Annotated in this window: 20 protein-coding genes and 1 pseudogene; 6 read left to right on the top strand and 15 right to left on the bottom strand. The window is 61.0% G+C overall.

The features are described from left to right. Positions 1-6 precede the first annotated feature (6 nt). From SARO_RS07620 to SARO_RS07585, 8 genes are all read right to left on the bottom strand, one after another. The gene (locus SARO_RS07620; RefSeq protein WP_011445173.1) at positions 7-636 is read right to left on the bottom strand and encodes a TadE/TadG family type IV pilus assembly protein; all 630 of its coding nucleotides are present in this window, start codon (positions 634-636) and stop codon (positions 7-9) included. Then, a complete protein-coding gene (locus SARO_RS07615) occupies positions 633-1166 on the bottom strand; it encodes a TadE/TadG family type IV pilus assembly protein (RefSeq protein WP_011445172.1) in 534 nt (177 codons plus the stop codon). The genes SARO_RS07620 and SARO_RS07615 overlap by 4 nt, the downstream gene beginning before the upstream one ends. Then, the gene (locus SARO_RS07610; RefSeq protein WP_011445171.1) at positions 1163-2725 is read right to left on the bottom strand and encodes a pilus assembly protein TadG-related protein; all 1563 of its coding nucleotides are present in this window, start codon (positions 2723-2725) and stop codon (positions 1163-1165) included. Before SARO_RS07610 ends, SARO_RS07615 begins: the two co-directional genes overlap by 4 nt. Before the next feature lie 16 nt (positions 2726-2741). Beyond that, positions 2742-3029: a hypothetical protein gene (locus tag SARO_RS07605; protein WP_011445170.1), complete on the bottom strand. Its 288-nt coding sequence runs from the start codon at positions 3027-3029 to the stop codon at positions 2742-2744. Then, positions 3019-4572 (bottom strand): type II and III secretion system protein family protein, encoded by a 1554-nt coding sequence (locus SARO_RS07600; protein ID WP_011445169.1) that lies wholly within the window; start codon positions 4570-4572, stop codon positions 3019-3021. Before SARO_RS07600 ends, SARO_RS07605 begins: the two co-directional genes overlap by 11 nt. Then, positions 4562-5467 carry a Flp pilus assembly protein CpaB gene (gene cpaB / locus SARO_RS07595; RefSeq protein WP_083760812.1) on the bottom strand — a complete coding sequence of 302 codons (906 nt, stop codon included), beginning with the start codon at positions 5465-5467 and terminating at the stop codon, positions 4562-4564. Before cpaB ends, SARO_RS07600 begins: the two co-directional genes overlap by 11 nt. A gap of 58 nt (positions 5468-5525) precedes the next feature. Next, positions 5526-5714 (bottom strand): Flp family type IVb pilin, encoded by a 189-nt coding sequence (locus tag SARO_RS07590; protein ID WP_041550234.1) that lies wholly within the window; start codon positions 5712-5714, stop codon positions 5526-5528. Positions 5715-5786: 72 nt separating this feature from the next. Next, complete coding sequence (locus SARO_RS07585) at positions 5787-5969, bottom strand: Flp family type IVb pilin (protein ID WP_041550233.1); 183 nt, start codon at positions 5967-5969, stop codon at positions 5787-5789. Between the two features lie 535 nt (positions 5970-6504). Here SARO_RS07585 and SARO_RS07580 point away from each other — a divergent pair. The 6 genes from SARO_RS07580 to SARO_RS07560 all read left to right on the top strand — a co-directional run bounded on the left by SARO_RS07580 (position 6505) and on the right by SARO_RS07560 (position 12636). After that, entirely contained in the window at positions 6505-7221 is a 717-nt protein-coding gene (locus SARO_RS07580; RefSeq protein WP_143005038.1) for a DUF2569 domain-containing protein, read from the top strand. 410 nt (positions 7222-7631) lie between these two features. After that, positions 7632-9536 (top strand): potassium transporter Kup, encoded by a 1905-nt coding sequence (locus SARO_RS07575; RefSeq protein WP_011445165.1) that lies wholly within the window; start codon positions 7632-7634, stop codon positions 9534-9536. Positions 9537-9544: 8 nt separating this feature from the next. Beyond that, entirely contained in the window at positions 9545-10981 is a 1437-nt protein-coding gene (locus SARO_RS07570) for a DUF4118 domain-containing protein (protein ID WP_011445164.1), read from the top strand. Then, positions 10978-11652, top strand: coding sequence for a response regulator transcription factor (locus tag SARO_RS07565; protein WP_011445163.1), 675 nt, complete (start codon positions 10978-10980; stop codon positions 11650-11652). Before SARO_RS07570 ends, SARO_RS07565 begins: the two co-directional genes overlap by 4 nt. Before the next feature lie 76 nt (positions 11653-11728). Beyond that, complete coding sequence (locus SARO_RS20625; RefSeq protein ID WP_011445162.1) at positions 11729-12118, top strand: ribonuclease HI; 390 nt, start codon at positions 11729-11731, stop codon at positions 12116-12118. A 179-nt stretch (positions 12119-12297) separates the two neighbouring features. Next, positions 12298-12636, top strand: coding sequence for a hypothetical protein (locus SARO_RS07560; protein ID WP_041550232.1), 339 nt, complete (start codon positions 12298-12300; stop codon positions 12634-12636). On the opposite strand, the gene SARO_RS21325 is transcribed toward SARO_RS07560, so the two are convergent. From SARO_RS21325 to SARO_RS07530, 7 genes and pseudogenes are all read right to left on the bottom strand, one after another. After that, entirely contained in the window at positions 12637-12870 is a 234-nt protein-coding gene (locus tag SARO_RS21325; RefSeq protein WP_041550231.1) for a hypothetical protein, read from the bottom strand. Positions 12871-13249: 379 nt separating this feature from the next. After that, positions 13250-13453: pseudogene (locus SARO_RS21655) on the bottom strand (DDE-type integrase/transposase/recombinase); the annotation flags it as partial. Then, positions 13432-14148, bottom strand: a complete 717-nt coding sequence (locus SARO_RS07550; RefSeq protein ID WP_011445159.1) for an IS6 family transposase — start codon at positions 14146-14148, stop codon at positions 13432-13434. The pseudogene SARO_RS21655 and the gene SARO_RS07550, both read right to left, overlap by 22 nt. A gap of 108 nt (positions 14149-14256) precedes the next feature. After that, positions 14257-15651: an alpha,alpha-trehalose-phosphate synthase (UDP-forming) gene (locus tag SARO_RS07545; protein ID WP_011445158.1), complete on the bottom strand. Its 1395-nt coding sequence runs from the start codon at positions 15649-15651 to the stop codon at positions 14257-14259. After that, positions 15648-17432, bottom strand: a complete 1785-nt coding sequence (locus SARO_RS07540; protein ID WP_011445157.1) for a glycoside hydrolase family 15 protein — start codon at positions 17430-17432, stop codon at positions 15648-15650. Before SARO_RS07540 ends, SARO_RS07545 begins: the two co-directional genes overlap by 4 nt. Then, positions 17429-18139: a trehalose-phosphatase gene (gene otsB, locus SARO_RS07535; RefSeq protein ID WP_011445156.1), complete on the bottom strand. Its 711-nt coding sequence runs from the start codon at positions 18137-18139 to the stop codon at positions 17429-17431. Before otsB ends, SARO_RS07540 begins: the two co-directional genes overlap by 4 nt. A gap of 126 nt (positions 18140-18265) precedes the next feature. Continuing rightward, a complete protein-coding gene (locus SARO_RS07530; protein WP_011445155.1) occupies positions 18266-18808 on the bottom strand; it encodes a hypothetical protein in 543 nt (180 codons plus the stop codon). Between the last annotated feature and the right edge of the window lie 282 nt (positions 18809-19090).

Raw genomic sequence — 19090 nt, 5'->3', positions numbered from 1 at the left:
AAAATCCTAAAAGGATTTAACGCCGTCTCCATCTTCCATTGTGAGTGTGCTCGATGCAGAAGGCATTGATATGCCCGTCATCAATATTCCCATAAGAGGATTGTATTGCATTCCCGCCACCGTCACGGTGACATGCGGTGCAATTTCGATACCCTTTGAGTTCGGGTCTCCGGCATAACCAAGGCCGGACCCGTTATATGTCACCGTGATATTGCTGCGTTGAATGGCAGGATTCACGCTTTCCATTACCCTGGCGAACCGGTCGAAATCGGCAAAGCTGCATGACGTTGCCGCAAACGGCGCAGCGCCGCCCGAACACGAACATGCGCTGGCCGAGGTAAACCGACATGTCTTGGCTGGCAGGCAGCCAGCCGGAATAGGCTGGCCCTGCTGCAATGTGACCCCGCCACAGGTCACGCCAACCATGTTCTGGGCAAGATCGCTCGCCACGGGATTTGTCACCACCGCGATACGTGCGCCCATCTGAGCCGCCTTCTGATTGAGGCCAAGGTTCCAAGCGTACCAACCGGTATCCAGCACGCCAAAGACGAACAGGATCAGGATCGGCAACACGAGTACGAATTCGGCCGCCGACGCCCCTCGCTCATCGCCCAGAAATGCATGCAGGAGCCTCATACGCCCGCCCCCGCCGCTTCCTGCTTCGCATAAAGGTGCAAGGTCGTGTCGAACCCGGCCAACGTACCGAAAAGACTGGGATAGTTGGGCCTGCCAATCACCGTGATGACTGGCGCATAGCCATTGGAATGGTCGGTATAGATTCCGGTATATTGCGCGTCGGAAACGCACTTGTAGCGAACCTCGACTTCAGCCTCGTCCCAGGTCCATGGCCTCGCGACCGGCGTTCCGGTTGTCGTGGCTACGCCGAACCTTGCAACGTTCCTGATCGGCGCGAGCTGCGAGCCGGTATAGGCCATGTCGTTCGTCGCACCCGTGCAGCCCCACACGCTGACCATGTCCAGCCGAGCGGCGTATCGGGCGGCATCTCGCACGCCGTTCACCACCTGATGCTCGGTGTAGAGGTAGAAGCCAGCCTCCAGCGCCACGAAAATCATCAAGATGGCAAGCGGCATGACGAGTACCGTTTCCGCAGCCGCCGCTCCGCGACTATCGCGCCGGATGCGCTCAAGGAAAGTCGCGCCACTCATTTGACAAGGTACGGCTTGTCGCGACGAATGACGTTTGCATCGCCGCCGTCATCGTTGCCCGGCTTGGCGATGGACACGACCTCTACGTAGACTTCGGCGGCCGTGCTTCGATAGTAGTTCTTCTTCGGACCATTCTTGGGCGGATTTGGGGGAGGCGCGCTGCCCCGGTTGAGCGAAGGTTCAACCAGGAAGACGTTCACCCACTTTTTCACGACCTGAGAAGTGGCCGCAGAGGTACAGTCGACGACGGCGATAGGAAACACGCGCCGATCCGTACCCGATATGGGAGTGCTTGCCGTATTGCAGACGGGGCCGCGATAGGCTGTGTCGCTCCCCACCGCCCGGGTCTTTTCGGACGGATTGGACGCCCAGCGCGCGAGTTCCCATTTGTAGACATCGTAACGGCGGGGAATCGACTTTCCGGCTGGCATCGAGATGCCAAGCGTCGTCCAATCCAGCCCGTAGTTCGAGCGGAAATAATAGTCGATGTTCCAGACGCCGTCGCCAACGCCCGTCGCGCCGCCGCAACCGGTCGCACCGCCCTTGGCGTGGCAATCATCCCGTGGATGCCCCATGAACTTCACGTCCGACAGGGGAAACACGGTTCCGGACGCATCGAAGCCGTATGTGCTGAGTTCGGGCCAGAACCACGATCCTGCGGGCGTTCCATTCTGGCTGAGAAGGCAGGCCCCACCGCTGTTGGTTTTACGAATGAGATCCTTGGACGAATTGAGCGCCGGGCTGCATGTCACACCAGAGGGGCACGCGTTCTGGGAGTTGCCGCCAGCATCGTAGATGTCGAACCGCGTGTTAAGGGCAGCGGCCACGGCAGAGCCTGCCTGCGAACCTACGGCGAGGTTTTCCTCGTCGAGACAATCGCCAGTCGGACTATCGGCCGAAAGAGCCTTGCGGATCGAAGGCGTGTTGCTGGCATCACCAAGAAACTGGAGTTGCAAGCCGCTATTGGAGGTAGTGTCGAGCAACAGACCTTTGCCGACGTAATCCTGGTTGAAGCTGAGATCGTTGCTGGGCGCGCAGATCTTCATCGGCGGGACCTTGCAAATTGCAGAGCCGATACCTGCCACGGCTGCGGCGGAGAGAGTGGGCGAAACCCAGCTTGCTACGGCAGAGCCAATGGGGGTGAGCGCGTACTGTGCGCTCCGGCCATTGACCTCCACCTTTGCAAAACGCGCTCGCGCATTGTCTGTTGTGGGGTTTGCCCCAGCTTCCGCATCTGCCCTGGTGGCATAGAATGCGAAGCCTGCTTCCTTGATCGTCACGACCCCGGCATCTTTTGCCAGCAGCGTGTTGTTCGCGATCAGCGAATTTGCGGCATTCTTTGCACGGTCGATAGCACCGCTTTGCCGATCCAACTGGGTCACTGCGGCAAGTGCAGCCTGATCTGCTGCATTTTGCAGTTCGCTGTCCAGCGTCAGCACCTGGCTGACGTCGTAGCCAATGCCGACCATCGCGATCAGGCCGGTCAGTGCCAGTGCATACGTCACCGCGACGGCGCCTGTTTCGTCCTTCAGACCACTCCGGATCAGTGTAAGGGGCATGGCAGCACCATTTTCCTCAGTTGCCGCCCGAGCCGCCAGCCTGGGTTGCAACATTAGAGGTGCGAACTTTCTCGGGCTTCTTGACCGCGTCCTTGCGATAGCGTTCGATTGCCTGCTGTGCGTGATGGCCGCTCGTCTCGGGATCAGCGTACTCGTACTGCGGATCCGGATCGATCACCTGAGCCATCATGGTCTGGCGGTTCGCCTCGCCGAATGCAGCCCCGGCGCTGTAGAGCCCACCTTGCTCGGCGGTGCATCCGCTGAGCAACAGAGCGCAGGAAATAGCGACGAGTTCAGTACGCATAGTCCGCATTCCTTGCATCGCTGGCCGGCAGGGCGGGCAGTTCCGAAACGCTCGCCTGGGGAGGGATCGGCGTAGCATCGCTCGAAAGCGGTGCCGCACTTCCGTCCTGCGGCTTGGTGGGCGCCAGTTTCTTGCCGAATGACGGCTCACCCAGGAAGATCGTACTGGCAGCCGAAGGATCGGTAACGGCATCCGTCGGCAGACGAACTTGTTCGGGCTTGATCGGCGACACTAGCCGCGGCGTGACGACAATGAGGAGTTCAGTCTCGCCCTTCGAAAATGCGCTCGAGCGGAACAAGCTCCCTATGATCGGCAACGACCCAAGCAGCGGCAACTGCTGAACACTGGTCTTGAAGTCCTTCTGCAGCAATCCGGCGATCGCAAAGCTTTCGCCATCACGCAATTCCAGCGTCGTGCTGGCGCGGCGGGTACGAAGCCCCGGGATCGTGATACTGCCGACAGTCAACGATGCAGTCGGGTCGATAGCGCTGACTTCCGGTTCAACCAGAAGGTTGATCGTCTTGTCTCCAAGCACGGTCGGGGTAAAGCCCAAGCTCACGCCGAACGGCTTGAATTCAACGGTTATCGCGCCGCCATTGCCGTTCCCGGTGCCGGTCGTGCCGCTTTGCACCACTGGCACCGGGAACTCTCCGCCCGCAAGGAACGAAGCGCGCTCCCCCGAAAGGGCCAACAGCGTTGGTTGGGCCAGCGTTTTCGCCATGCCCTTGGTTTCGAGGGCGTTCAGGACAGCATCGATGCCCAGACCGTCGATCGAAAAGGATTTGCGGAAGATCCCGAACGAGCCCGTGATGGAACTCAGCTTGAGAATGGAAGCGCCGGGAATCGTTGTGGATGTGGATACACCGCCAGAGTTGCCGCTCACCGTCACATCTGCGCCAGGGACGAGTTGAGCTCCCTTCCCGATGGCGGATTCAAACGTGCCCTTGCTGGCGAAACCGCTGACACCTACGTCGAAACCCGCGGTGCGGTTCACTTCGGCAAACTTCACTTCCAGCATCACCTGCTGGCTGGAACCAAGCGAAATGAGGTTCACGACCTTGTCGCCGGCATAGGTCCGCGCCAGTTGCACCGCGCGATCGATAGCCCCGGGATCATTGACGAGGCCGCTCAGCACGATTGCATCGTTCGAGAGGCGCGCATCGATCTTGTCGTTGGGGACAAAAGTCTTGAGCTGCGAGCGCAGCCCCTCCACGTCAGGGCCCACCGCAACATCCATGATAGAAAGTACGCGGCCAGTGGCATCGTACAGCGTCAGGCTGGTCGTGCCCATCTTCTTGCCCAGCACGTAGATGGACCTGGTGGTGACCGGGAGAACATCGGCAATGTCGTCGTTACCGACCAGCGCTTTGGCAATGGTGCGATCGGTGCTGACAACCTGGCTCTTGTTGACCGGCACCTCCAGCGTGCCAGCGTGAAGGTTTTCCGCTGTGATGCCCTGGGCACGAGTCGCATTGGTGGTTGCGCACAGTGCCGCGGCAAGCGCGGAGCCGATGGCAAGGTAGCGTCGGCTCTTAGAAAACATGGCGCACCTCATAGTCGGTTGGCTTGCCCTTGCGATAAACCGTCATGGTCGGGCCGTAATAGCGCGGTGGCATCGCCACAGCCGCAGGTGCGGGTGATGCGGCAGCGCGCTGCGGAGCGGGAACTGGGGCAGAGCGGCGAGCAATAAAGAGTTGGCGACCAGCAAGATCGCGGGCCAGAACGGTTCGCGTGGGACCGGTGTCTTCAACCGAAGCCAGTGAACGAAGGCCCAGTGACAGCGTACCCAGTTCGCGGGCCAGTGCCAGCTTCTGTGCGCCGAGGGTATCGACCTGCACGGTGGCGGTCTTGCCCACGACGGCTTCGGTCTTCGACTTATCAGCCACCTGGTCGATACCCAGCACGGCCACCTGACGCAGGATGACGTCCGTCATCTTGTCCTGCTGGCCTGCACCCTCACCCGGAATCTGGCGGGTGAGGATAATGTCGACCAGATCGCCCGGGCGAACGAAACCTGACACGCCGGTAACATCTGAAATGGGAAGTGAGACTGCTACCATGCCGGGTGGCAGGGCTGCGGCAAGCGTTGCGCGACCATCGGTGCCGGTCACGCGGGATGCCAGGATCGGTTCGCCAGCGGCGATGGCCTGCATGGCGATGCGATTCCTTTGCGCATCAGCGAGATTGGTGAAAGCCCCTGGCGGCACTGTCCCAGCTGGCCAGTCAGCCAATCGGGTGTTCGTATTCGTCAACGGCTTTCCGAATTCAATCGCCTGCGAGGCCACGACTATACGAGTAAGCGATGCCCGCTTCACTTCAGTCGTTCCCGCATTTTGCGTACCTGTGAAGAACGCGTTTGCGATGATTACGGCGATAACGCCAACGAACACGGCAGCGGCAAGCGCAATGGCACTTTGACGGTTCACTTCGCCCCCCACTTCACGCCTGGAAGAGTAGGTGAAGGCAAGAACATCTCGCCTTCACCTAAACAGAACATTAAGATGCAGGGTCGACGTCGACATTGCTGATCGACGTTGCCGTCGACTGCAGCTTGCCTGCGATGGCACCGCCGAGAGCGATCGCACCGGCCGAAATGGCCGTACCAACGATTGCGAGGATCAGCACGTATTCGGCAGCGGCAGCACCAGAATCGTCACGAAGAAAGTTTCCAAAGAACTGTGTCATGTCACACCTCTCTCATGGATATTTTCCATGAAGCTAATAATTGTAACCTACACTTTCGGCAGGCGACGAGACTTACGGAGTGACGTCGACGGTGCTGATCGACGTTGCAGTCGACTGCAGCTTGCCAGCGATGGCACCGCCGAGAGCAATCGCACCTGCCGAAATTGCGGTACCGACGATCGCAAGGATCAGCACGTACTCGGCAGCCGCGGCACCAGAATCGTCGCGGACGAAATCGTTGAAAAACTTGGTCATGATTTAACCCCTGTGTCCAAACCCTGCCCCATCTCGATCGGGCAGATACTTGATCAAAAGACAGGGCTCCGGCTTCTATATCCGGGTGGCCCGCCACCACGGGGGGGGCAGTGCGGAACCAGTGCGACCCTGTTCTGTTTGACTACCAGTACGCTCGCACTGGTCATTTGCACTGGTTCCCCGTGGGACTAGTACAGGGTGCCCTTCTCTGAAAATTAGTCAATAATTTCTTAATTTGCCTTAATTTTATTTATTTTCATACACTTAGCTGGTTAACCCGGCCTGATTTCCCAAAACGACACATGGAGACACTCTCACGAAATCTGAATTCTTTAACTTGATATGAACCAATTTAGGGCACATTCGATGCTAACGCGTTGTGTCAACTCGGGGATATTGCGGACAAATGGGTAGTCCCGGAAGAGAATCGTGTCTGCAATTCGCGGCCTCGACGCTGTTTCGTTCTGCATGCGGAGCAGTGCTTCGCCGCTATGATCGGTTCGGCCAGACCTCGGTTCGCTTTTTCGACATGAGAATGGAAACGCTGATCTCCGGCTGGATCGGCACGATACTGTGCATAGCCCTGGTCAAGACGTTACTTGCCCCCACACCAGCCACAAGCATCGCCGAAGGCATGGCAATGGCTCTGCCGTTCTTGCTTCTGGCAGCAGCCCCCGTAGCCGGCTTCCGCCTTGCGGCGGGCAGGTTTCCGAAAGGTCGGATCTCAGCTCAACCGATCGTTCGACTGGCACGCGTCGGCAACTGGCGCAATGCATCAAAGGGCGACGTCGCTCGCGCCGTGGCAGGCGGATCGGGGGGCTTTCTCGTTTCACTCCTTATCGGCATCATCCTGAACGTGCCGGTGCGCGCGATGGAATTTCTCGCCAGCGTGCCCGCGATCAATCCCGGCGATCCGCGCTGGGCTCACATAATCGTTCTGGCGATGACAGTCGACGTGGTGGTGATGACCTTCCTCTACATGATCTGTTTTGTCATGGCGCTGCGCAGCGTCCCGCTTTTTCCCAGGTTTCTGGCTCTTGCCTGGGTGGCTGACATGGCGTTGCAGGTTGGCATGGCGAATTATCTGGCGAACACGCCCGGCATGCCAACGTCCGTCGCGCAGCCGCTTTTCGGCCTGCTTATGGGCAACATCAAGAAGGTTTGGATCAGCGTAATGATCTGGCTGCCCTATCTTCTTGTTTCCAAGCAGGTAAACCTGCAGTTCCGCCACAGGGTGCGTAGCGACGCATGACGAAGGCGCAAAGCCAGAGCCATATTTCCGCTCAATAGCCGTCAATCGAACAGCAATAGGTTGCGTTTTAAAGCTGCCAGTTAGCCATGAAACGCAGCGGGACCTTCGAGGCTGCTGCGGACCGCGCTCGCCCGGATGTCCGTTCTGTCAGAGCACCAGCCACGTCCACCCAGGCACCTCACGGCGTTTCCATGTTAGAGCGACCGAGGATTGTTCTCAACGTGCCGGTCGCCCAGTAGATCGGCGACGCCTTGGCTTGTTACATAAATGCATCTTGTGATCCGTGCCTTGTCCTTGTGTCGAAATTCAGGGACATTTTTATGCGATCCTTATGCGGACGTGACGCAATTCACATGGCGGCCTTATGAAAGGGTGCTGCATTCCCTTGCCTCCTGAACCGGAGGCATCCCTTGCAGACAATCACCCGGACATCGCGCAATTCACTGGCCTCCCTCACTCTCGGCGCCATCGGGGTCGTATATGGCGACATCGGCACGAGCCCGCTCTACGCCTTTCGCGAGGCGCTAGGTCAGGCAGCCCGCGACGGGATCGTCCAGGCCGAGATCGTCGGCGTCCTCTCGCTGGCGCTGTGGGCGTTGATCATCGTAGTGACGCTGAAGTACGTCATCTTCCTCAGCCGGATGGACAACAACGGCGAAGGCGGGGTGCTTTCACTCATGGCACTGGCTCAGCGGGCCACCGGCGGCGGCTGGGTGGCGGTGACGCTGCTGGGAGCGACGGGCGCGGCCCTGTTCTATGGCGATGCGATCATTACCCCTGCACTCTCGGTGCTCTCGGCGGCCGAGGGGCTGAAAACCATCCCCGGCCTCGACGGCATGTCGCAAACCGCGATCATCGGGGTGACAGTCGGCATTCTAGCTGCGCTGTTCATGTTTCAGTCGCGGGGTACGGCGAGCGTGGCCACGTTGTTCGGACCAGTATGCCTGGTCTGGTTCGTTGCTTTGGCGGGGTTAGGCCTTTGGCATATCGCTGATGCACCAGAGGTGCTGACCGCGTTCAACCCTCTGCATGCAGTCACCTTCCTCGTTTCTCACGGCGTGACAGGTCTGTTCGTGCTGGGCGCGGTGTTCCTCACCGTGACCGGTGCCGAAGCGCTGATTGCCGACATGGGGCACTTCGGGCGCAGACCGATTCAGCTGGGGTGGCTGTCCTTCGTCTGGCCAGCGTTGACGCTGAACTACCTTGGTCAAGGCGCGCTCGCGCTGAAAGCGCTCGCCGCTGCAGAAGCCATTGGCCAGCCACTCGCCAACGCTGACTGGTTTTTCATCATGGCGCCGGATGTCCTGCGCGCGCCGCTGGTGATTTTGGCAACCTTGGCCACGATCATCGCCAGCCAAGCCGTGATCACCGGGGCTTATTCGCTGACCCACCAGGCGATCTCGCTAGGTCTCCTGCCGCGCCTGACAATTCGCCAGACTTCGGAGCACCAGATGGGGCAGATATATATGCCGGGGGTCAACTGGCTGCTGCTGGGCGGTGTCCTGCTGCTGGTGCTTGGTTTCAAGTCGAGTTCGGCGATGGCCGCCGCCTATGGCATCGCAGTGACCGGCACCATGGTGGTGACGACCTGCATGGCTTTCCTCATCGCGTGGAAGTACTGGAACTGGGAACCGGTATGGACGGCTTTGCTCATCGCCCCGTTCCTCGCGCTCGACCTGTTCTTCTTCGGCGCCAACATACTCCGTGTGAGCGAGGGGGGCTGGGTTCCACTGTTGGTGGCTGGCCTTGTCGGGCTGGTGATCTTTACCTGGCTCAAGGGGCGCCGGACGGCCTTGGCCCGCGCAAGCGAGCAGGGCGTTTCGCTGAACGAAACAGTCATGGCGCTCCACGCAAGACCCCCGACGAGGATCGAAGGAACAGCCGTGTTCTTGACCCAAGACCTTGACGTCACCCCTTCCGCACTGTTGCACAACCTCAAACACAACAAAGCGCTGCACCGCAACAACATCGTTCTGAAGGTTGAAATCCAGGCAAGGCCCTATGTCGCACCAGAACAGCGCGTTGTAGTGGATCGGATCGACGAAAGCTTCCTCAAGGCCCGCCTGCGCTATGGCTACATGGACACAATCGACGTTCCAAGCGACCTCGCTCGCGCCGATGGTCTGCTTGTCGGACCAGGCGGCACGTCCTTCTTCGTTGGCCGCAGCGCAATCCGCTTCGCCGCCAGACCGGTACTGCCGCGATGGATGACGGTGGTCTACATGTTCCTGCATCGCAACGCCGCCGATCCTACCGCCTATTTTTCGATTCCGTCGAACCGCGTTGTCGAACTGGGCAGCCAAATCGAGCTATAAGGCAAATCATGACCCGAGCCGTAGCCGCCTATCCCAAAGCATTGCTCGCGGTCGCGGCGGTCACCTGGATCACTGCGGCGCAGTTGCCATTGCTAGGCCTAGCCTCGTCAGCAATGCTGTTTCTGCTGCCCGTTCTAATCTCAGCCGTGCGCGGTGGAGTGGGGCCCGGCCTAACGGCGGCGCTAACCGGTGCGGCCGCCTACAATTTCTTCCTGCTGGAGCCGCGCTACACGTTTCGCGTTCACCAGTTGGACAATCTGGTCAGCCTTCTCGTCCTCGTTGCCGTGGCGCTAGTGACCAGCCGCCTCGCCTCTCGTCTGATGATGCGCGAGGCGGAAGCAGTGGAACGGGCCCGACTCAGCGATGAACTGGCCGAGCTTTCAGGCCTGCTCTCCAGCCACCCCGCACAGCCGGCACTTGAGCGGGGTATAGCCCTGCTGGAGGCCCGCTACGGCAAGCTGGAACTGCTGCTGCCCCATGCGGGCCGGATTCAGGAGAACGAAGCCTTTTCCTCACTCGATGCCTCGGCGGCAGCCTGGTCCGCACACAACGGCGACATCACAGGGCACGGCACCGCAACGATGCCGGTCGCCGACTGGACCTTCCTGCCGCTGAGCCCGAGGAACCGCCACGATATTAGCGTCATGGCACTGGCGCGGCCGATGGACGGTACCGTGCGCGCGGCATCCGAACTCGATCACCTGCGGCAGTTGGCCATGCTACTCGGACAGTGCCTGGACCGCGACGCGCTGGAGGCCGAACGACGAGAACGCGAACTGCTCGAGGAGCGGGACCGTCTGCGGCGCACGCTCCTCGCCTCGCTCGCCCACGATTTCCGTACGCCGCTCACGATCATCACGGGGCGGCTTGCTGAACTTGCCTCGGGCAATCCTGCCGCGACCGACGCGCTGGCCGCCGCGCAGCGAATGGACCGGATGATGAATGACCTGATCGGTGCGGCCCGGATCGAGGCGGGAGCGCTGGAACCGGTGCTTGAAAGCATAGACCTCGTCGATGTCGTCGGTGCCGCGTGCGAGGGCCTGATCCAGCCTCATGGGGTCGCGCTAAAACAGAGCATTCCCGCCGACCTCCCCTTCGTCCGCGGCGATCCCGTGTTGTTGCAACACCTGATCGCCAACCTCATCGACAATGGCATTTGTCACGCGCGCAGTACCGTGGTCGTGAGTGCTGCAAAGCAATCGGGCCTCGTGCTTTTGCGGGTAAGTGACGATGGCCCGGGCATCCCGGAGGGTGAACGGCAGCGCATCTTCGAGCGTTTTGCCCGGATCGAAGGGACCGACCGCACCCAAGGCAGCGGTCTGGGCCTTGCCATTGTAAAAGGGTTTGGCGATGTCATGGGCATGGCCGTCACGGTTACTTCCGCGCCTTCTGGTGGGGCGCTCTTCACCGTTGCCATGCCGCGCGCCGGGCGAGCCGGAACATGAGCACGGTCCTGTGCATCGACGATGAACCAGCCATTCTGCGCTTGCTGTCAGTCGTGCTCGCAGCCGATGGACATGAAGTTATGACGGCTACCGCTGGTCGCGAAGCCCTCACGATCATCGGTCGTGGCGCCGTTGATGCGGTGTTGCTCGACCTCGGCTTGGCCGACCGCGACGGGCTGGAACTGATTCCAGCAATCCGCGCCATAACGGCAGTACCAATCCTGGTCATCTCGGCCCGGGGCGAAGTGGCCGAGAAAGTTACTGCGCTCGACCTCGGCGCCGCAGACTATATCACCAAGCCCTTCGACGGAGACGAAGTACGTGCCAGACTCCGCGTCGCCCTCCGGCAGGGCGCAAAGTCGCTGACGCCTGACGGGGTCATCTGCCATGGCCCGATCCGCATGAATCCAGAACGACACGAGGCCGAGGTATCCGGCCGACCATTATCGCTGACGCCCAAGGAATATGCACTCCTCAAAGCCCTCATCGAGGCCAATGGACGAGTGCTTACCCACGCCGCTCTGCTCGAACGCGTCTGGGGCAAAGCGCATCGGCAAGACGTCGAATACCTGCGTGTTACAATCCGAGCATTGCGGCTGAAGATTGAAGAAGATCCGGCGCGCCCCATCGTAATTCGAAACGAACCCGGGGTTGGCTATCGCTTGGGATAGTGTCGCCAGAAGCTGGTCATTGTCGTCGCGTGCCGCTCGGACACCAAGTTTCGCGATTCCGAATTGAGGGGGTAAGATGGCGGGCATGAGACGCAGGCTCAAAGTATTCTACGACGGTGGCTGTCACCCTAACCCGGGGCCGATGGAAGCAGCTGCCGTGGTTCGTGGGAAGCCGTACTTCTTCGACGATTTGGGGACCGGCTCGAACACTGACGCCGAATGGCATGCGCTGCGTTGCGCCATCGAGTTGGCGCGAGATCTGGGGCTGCGAGACGTGGAGTTTGTAGGAGACTCTCTCGAAGTAACGAGATCTGCCAACATCGCCTTGGCAAACGGTAACGCAACGTCTGGGCAAGCAATCTCACTTCTTGCAATTCTTGCCCACTACCGCCCAGGTAGAATCCGATGGATCAAACGCGAGCAGAACCTTGCAGGGATTGCTCTCGAGGCCAGGCGCGATCGATAGTTGCATCTATCTTCGACAAAACCGCCGTTCGCACTGAACTGAAGCCCTCCAGATAGCGGTCCTTTGACACAAAATGACCGATGAAATGGCGAGGCCCCGGTTGCAGGGATGGCTGTGGCAATGTTGACTGCACCCGTTATGAAACGGCCAACACAGGTTCAGGAAAATCAGGTAGACCGATGGCCCGCAAACATTCGAAGCACGATCCCTATGGCGACTTGGACCGGGAAGAAGAGGCGCCTGCGGCCATAATACCCTGCTGGCTCTGTAAGCGGCCGACGGGTAAGACCATTGTGTGGCACCATCCCGTGCCCAAGAGCCGGGGCGGACGCGATGTAGTGCCCATGCATCCGATTTGCCAGCAGACGCTGATCACCAATTTCACCAATTCCGAACTGCAGCGTCATGGGATGGACGTGGAGGGCTTGCTGGCTCACCCGAGCGTGCGCAAGTTTGTCGATTGGGTAGCGAACAAAGACCCCGATTTCACGGCGGCCCTGGCAAGGAAGAAGCGCTGATCAGGTTGTTAGGTCGACCGACCGCCGAGGTGACTTCGCTTGTTCCTTCATCTCGGCATAGGCTCGGTCGCGATCATGGGGAGCCAGCGAACGGAGGTATCGGCCGGCATCCTTGTAGGTCAGGAAGGGTCTGCCGTCCGCAACGATCGGGATGGTACGCCCGTTGTAGATCCGACGCAGGAGGCGATTTTGCGCTCGGGAAAGCCCTGGCGCGTCGTCTTTGATGACAGTCATTGTCCATCCTGTAGGGGACAAGGACGAAACCGCCAATCCTGCCACGCGCCCTGCAATGTCGGAGGCCATCGCAAAAGGAGTAAAATGCCGTGCCATTATCGCCATCGGACCTCACCGGACATTTCGCGCACTGCGTCCAGATATTCGGCGGCACGACTGCTGCCTCTCGGCGCCTCGGCATTGACGAACGAGCGCTTCGCCGCTTCATGAATGGAGAGCGGCCTATCAGCCTCCAACTGCTGCAGGATACGGCGCAAGCATTGCGGACTCTCCGTGCGGAAGCGACGTCGGCGGAAGAATTCATTGCCGCCGCCGTGGGTGCGGAACCGAGCGATCCTTGACCGGGCATGCTGCAGTCGCAGAACGAGCCATGGACGGAGGCGAGCTTCTGCAACGTCTTCATCTGCCTGAAGCGCTGCATCGCCCGTTCTCGTCGTCGAAATGGCATGTGGCTGTTTTCCACCCGATTGTTGAGCCAGCGCCCCATTTCCTGGCGAGGTGCTGTCAGTCTAATCGCAACTTGTCTCCGATTTGCGCGACTTGGGCAGATTTCGCGGGTCTTCAGGCCATGAGCGTCTGCCACTCGGCAAGGGCTGCCGAGCGGCGCTGCTTGTAGGTCATGCGATCGATGAGGTGACGGTCCTGGGAAAAATGGTTATGGAGCGAGCCATGGACGGAGGCGAACTTCTGCAACGTCTTCATCTGCCTGAAGCGCAGCATCGCCCGTTCTCGTCGGCGAAATGGCAGGTGGCTGTTCTCCACCCGATTGTTTAGCCATCGCCCCATTTCCCGTCGATCAAGATTGCCGAGTTGGCGCATCGCGGCCGGGTATGACCGAAGGCCGTCGGTCACGATTGCTTCGGCCCGACCGTGCCGCTTCGATGCCTTCTTCAGGAAGGTCAGAGCCGCAGCCTTGTCGCGGGTTTTGGTGACGTAGCTCTCGAGTACCTCGCCCTCGTGATCCACCGCCCGCCACAGGTAATGGCGCTCGCCGTTGATCTTGACGAACACTTCATCAAGGTGCCAGCGCCACTGACGAAAACCTCGCATCCGACTGACACGCTGGCGCCGGATCTCTGATGCGAACATCGGTCCGAACCGGTTCCACCACAGCCGCACCGTCTCGTGGCAGATGTCGATGCCGCGCTCGGCGAGCAGGTCCTCGACGTTGCGCAGAGACAGCGGGAAACGGACATACATCAGCACCGCCAGCCGAATGATCTCCGGCGAAGTCTTGAAATAGCGAAATGGACTGGACGATTTGCGGCACCTGGGCATGCCTGGCACCTTAGCGGATCAGCTCACCTCCGCCAGCAGTGCAGTTGCTTTGACAGGGCCAGACACTTGCTTTCTATGTTGAGTGGCTTGGAAGTATGTGCCTGGATCTCAGTTTCTGTGTACCGAGCCGCAAGCGTGTTCATGGCAGTCCTTAAGCGCGTCGGTAAAATGCTTCGACCACCACGTCACGTCGTGCTGTTCCACGCCATTCATGAGCGTTCGCCAACGTCGGATCCGTTCTTCACCCGGCATCGTGATGGCGCGGCTCAAAGCGTCGGATATCTCTTCAGCGCTGTGCGGATTGACCAGCAGCGCTTCGGGCATCTGCTCTGCCGCACCGGCAAAGCGTGACAGGATCAGCACGCCGGGATCACCGGGATCCTGCGCGGCGACATACTCCTTGGCGACAAGGTTCATGCCATCGCGCAAGGGGGTGACAAGCCCCACCTTGCTGGCGCGATAGACCCCGGCAAGCATGTCGCGCGTGTAGCCTTGGTTCACGTATCGGATCGGAACCCAATCAAGACCTGCATGGGCCCCGTTTATGCGTCCGGCCAAACCTTCGAGCGTGCTGCGGATGCGCTGGTAGCTGTCGACCGTGCCGCGCGAGGGCGGGGCGATCTGCAAGAGGGTAACTTCCTTGCGCTCCTCCGGGTGCTCGACAAGGAACCGCTCGTAGCCGAGGAAGCGCTCTTCCAGGCCCTTGGAATAGTCCAGCCGATCAACCCCGACGATCATCGTGCGCCCAACGGCACTCACACGGACACGTTCGTAGGTTTCCTTGGCCTTTTCGCTTGCGGCAAGGGCGGCAAATTCCTTTGCATCGATGCCGACCGGGCAAGCGATCAGACGCACACGGCGCTCGCCCACGGACAGCCAGCCATCGTCGCCGATCGTACCGCCCAGTTCGTGCGACACGTAATCGCAAAAGGATTGCAGCCATTCCTCGGTGTGGAAGCCGATCAGGTCATAGGCGAGAAGACTTTCGGTCAGCGCGCGTGCCTCGGGCAAGGTCGCCAGCAGGCGGCGGGGCGGCCAGGGAATGTGCAGGAAGAAGCCGATCCGGTTTTCGACCCCGCGCGCGCGCAGTTCCTTGCCCAGCGGAAACATATGGTAATCCTGGACCCAGACCAGATCGTCCGGCTCGATCAGCGGCAGTGCCGTTTCGGCAAAGCGTTCGTTGGCGCGCTTGTAGCCATCGGCGAAGCTGCGTTCGTATTCGGCCAGGTCGATCCGGTAGTGGAACAGCGGCCAGAGTGTACGGTTGGCGTAGCCATCGTAGTATTCCTCGATGTCCTGCTCTTCCAGATCCACCGTGGCCGTGGTCACGCCATCGACGCGTTCCATGTTGATGTGGCCGGTAAACTCGCTGGTCTCGTTGCCGGACCAGCCGAACCAGATCCCTCCATGTTCGCGCAAGGCCGCCGAAAGCGCGACGGCAAGTCCGCCTTGCGCGCCCCCACCGGCGCTGACGCGGTTCGAAATGACTATCAGCCTGCTCATCGTACGGTATTCCACGGTTTGCTCAGCAGGACGGCGCAGTTGATCAGGCCGACAAGTGAGTAGGTCTGCGGGTAGTTTCCCCAGAGTTCGCCGGTTGCCGGATCGATGTCCTCCGAAAGGAGGCCCGACTGGGTGCGGCGGCTGAGCATCTCTTCGTAGAGCGCGCGGGCTTCGGCACGGCGTCCGGTCAGGTGCAGGGCTTCTATCAGCCAGAAGGTGCAGACGTTGAAGGCGGTTTCGGGAAGGCCGAAATCGTCCTCGGTGGCATAGCGCAGCATGTGCGATCCGCGCCGCAGGCCCTGTTCGATGGCGGCCAGCGTGGAGACGAAGCGCGGATCGTCCGGCGCGAGGAAGCGCAGGTCGAGCAACTGGATCACGCTTGCATCGAGATCGTCGCCCGAGAACGTGGCCGACATCCGCTCGGTCTCGGGACACCACGCGGCCTGCTCTATCCGCTCGCGGATCGCGGCTGCGCGCTCGCCCCAGAAGGCCGCGCGGTCATCAAGGCCAATCGCGTGCGCGGCGTTGCCCAGCCGGTCACAGGCCGCCCAGCACATCGCCGCCGAATATGTATGGACCGACTGGCGGGTGCGCAGTTCCCACAGGCCGGCATCGGGCTTGTCGAACAGGGCCCATGCCCTTTCGCCGACCTTTTCCAGCGCTTCAAAATCGGCGAGGCCGGACATGCGCAGCAAGCGCTGGTCAAGGAACGCCTGCGTGTTGGACAGGACGATCTGGCCATAGGCATCGTGCTGAACCTGCGACCAGGCTGCGTTGCCGATGCGGACCGGCCCCATCGCGCGATAGCCGGGCAGCCTTTCGGCAAGGCCTTCGTCCAGCTTCGCTTCGCCGAGCACGCCATAGAGCGGCTGGATATGGCCACCGCGCGCATTGTCGACGACATTGCGCAAGTAGGCGAGATAACCTTCGAGCACGTCCAGCGCGCCGAGGCGATTGAGGGCCTGCACGGTGTAGTAGGCATCGCGGATCCAGCAGTAGCGATAGTCCCAGTTCCGCTGCGATCCGGCATGTTCGGGGATCGAGGTGGTCAGCGCGGCTACGATGGCGCCGGTTTCCTCGTGCTGGCACAGCTTGAGCGTTATGGCCGACCGGATCACCACGTCCTGCCATTCGACCGGCGTGGCCAGGCCCCGCACCCAGTGGCGCCACTCGGCAGCGGTTGCCTCGAGCATCCGTTCGAGCGTTTCGGCAAGGTTGCCCGAGAAGCTCTCGTCCGGGCCGAGGAAGAAGTAGTGCGCCTGTTCAAGGCGGAAGGCCCGTTCCTCGGCAACGAGGCCGACCGGTGCGGACGTGGTCAGCCGCATCGTCATGGCTTCGGACAGGTAGCGGATATGGTTCGATCCGCCGATGGTCATCCGGCAGGTGTTGCCCCACCCGCAGGTAGGCCGCAGGCGCATGCGGATGCGCGGGCTGCCCGCGATGGGGCGCACGATCCGGGCATAGGCCACGGGGCGATAGGTGCGGCCATTGCGCGGGAGATATGGGCAGAAGTCCAGCACCTCGATCTCACCGCCATTGGCATCGCGGTGGCGGGTGACGAGGATCGGGGTATTGCGCAGATAGCTTTGGGTGGTTTCCAGCCGGTCTTCGAGATCGATTGCCCAAAGGCCTTCCCGCGGCATCTCACCGCCCAGCAGGGCCGAGAAGAACGGATCACCATCGACCCGCGGAATGCAGCCCCAGACAAATGCGCCCGAGGTATCGACCAGCGCCGAAACCTGGCAGTTGCCGATTGGCCAGAGATCGAGGGAAGCTGTCATACCGTTGCTCTCCAGAGCCATTCGCGAAGTTCCTCCGGCGAGCGCAGGCGGAAGGTGGCAAGCGTGGGCCTGGGTTCGCCGACAAGGATCGCGTGGCCGCCAAGTTCGAGGACCGCTTCGAAGCCGGGTTCATCGGTCACGTCGTCGCCAGCGAAGACCGGGGTCGTGCCGGCAAGGCCCGGGTGCGCCATCATGGTGAGGATGGCGCTACCTTTGTTCTCGCTGCCTGCGCGCAGTTCCACCATGGACTTGCCGTGCTGAAGATAGAGGTCGTGCAGGCCAGCCATTTCCTGCGCCAGCGCGAGGGCAGAGGCCCCGGCTTCGGGGGCCGTGCGGTAATGCAGGGCAACGCCGAGGCTCTTCTCCTCGACCAGAACGCCGGGCTGGTTTTGCGCAAAATTGCGGAAACTGGCTGCGACGTCGTCAAGCGCGGCCGGGCGCGAGGGGCTTTGGATGACACCGTCCCAGCGGTATTCGCAGCCATGGCTGCCGGAAATCCAGAGCGTACCCGCAGCATCGCCCAGCATGTCGTCAATCTGGGCCAGCGAACGTCCGCTGACCACTGCGACCCTGCCATCCATGTGCTGCAAGAGTTGCCCGATCAGGGCCTGTGTCCGATGATCGGCGCGGACATCCTCGGGGTTGTCGACAAGTTCGAATAGAGTGCCGTCGAGATCCAGGAAAAGCGTGGCTTCGTGCAGAACCACGTCGGGCGGAGCCGCTAACGCAAGTGTGGCATCCCCGATTGTGCTTCTCCTGAAAGGTGCCTCCGCAGCCGGACGCTGCGCCCGGGCCCTATTGGAACCCGTGCACAGGCCGTTTTGTTCCGACGATCAGTTTGCCGGCGGGGTAGGCTTTGCCGCAGCGTCGAGCTCTTCTGCGGTCAACGAGATGAAAAGACCTTGCGGACCCAGGCCAACCGCATTTCTGGCGAGTGCGACCGGACCTGCGGTGCGATCGATCACGACCTTGTCCGCACTCACCTCCTTGAGGGTGCCGATCGGCGTCCCGGCCTTGCCCTTCACTTCCGCGCCAACCACGAGCGCCGCTTCAAGCGCGGCCGCCGCCTTCTGCGCCCCAGCTGCGACCTGTTCATCGATCTGGGCCTTGGTGATGGTCACCATAGGACCCTTGGCGCCAATTCCGAAAGCAGTTCTGGGCAGCGTTGCCTTGTGGGCTCCGGTATCGACGACAATGGCATCGCCGCTTACGCTGTCGATCTTCCCGACTTCTCCGCCCTGCGGATCGTAGATTACCGACCCGACGGTAAGGTTCGGCGTTGAGGTTGCCGTCGCCGTCGCGGTAGCCTGAGCCAAAGCGGCTGCTGGAAGGGACAGGGCAGCCGTGGCTGCGAGGACCAGAGATACAACGCGCACTTCAAGAACTCCCATCTAGTTGAAAATCTGGCTTTCCGTCGGCGCCGATGCGGCAGACTTCGCGCCCTTCGCACCACAGCGCAGCCGGGGTGGACGATGCGTGATGCGCCGCCAACGCGATGGCCGCAGGCAAAGAGTAAGATTCATACTGAACCGTCACGCATTCTGCTCCTGCAGCCGGCTGCAGGACCAAGTGAAACAATGGCATCGACAAAGCTCTCGTTTGCCCCCGGATTCCTCTCCGCGACAGGACGGGCCGCGGAGGTTGCGAGGTGCTGCGCA

The sequence above is a fragment of the Novosphingobium aromaticivorans DSM 12444 genome (assembly GCF_000013325.1).
GTDB lineage: Bacteria > Pseudomonadota > Alphaproteobacteria > Sphingomonadales > Sphingomonadaceae > Novosphingobium > Novosphingobium aromaticivorans.
This window is presented reverse-complemented; position numbering and strand designations above follow the sequence as displayed.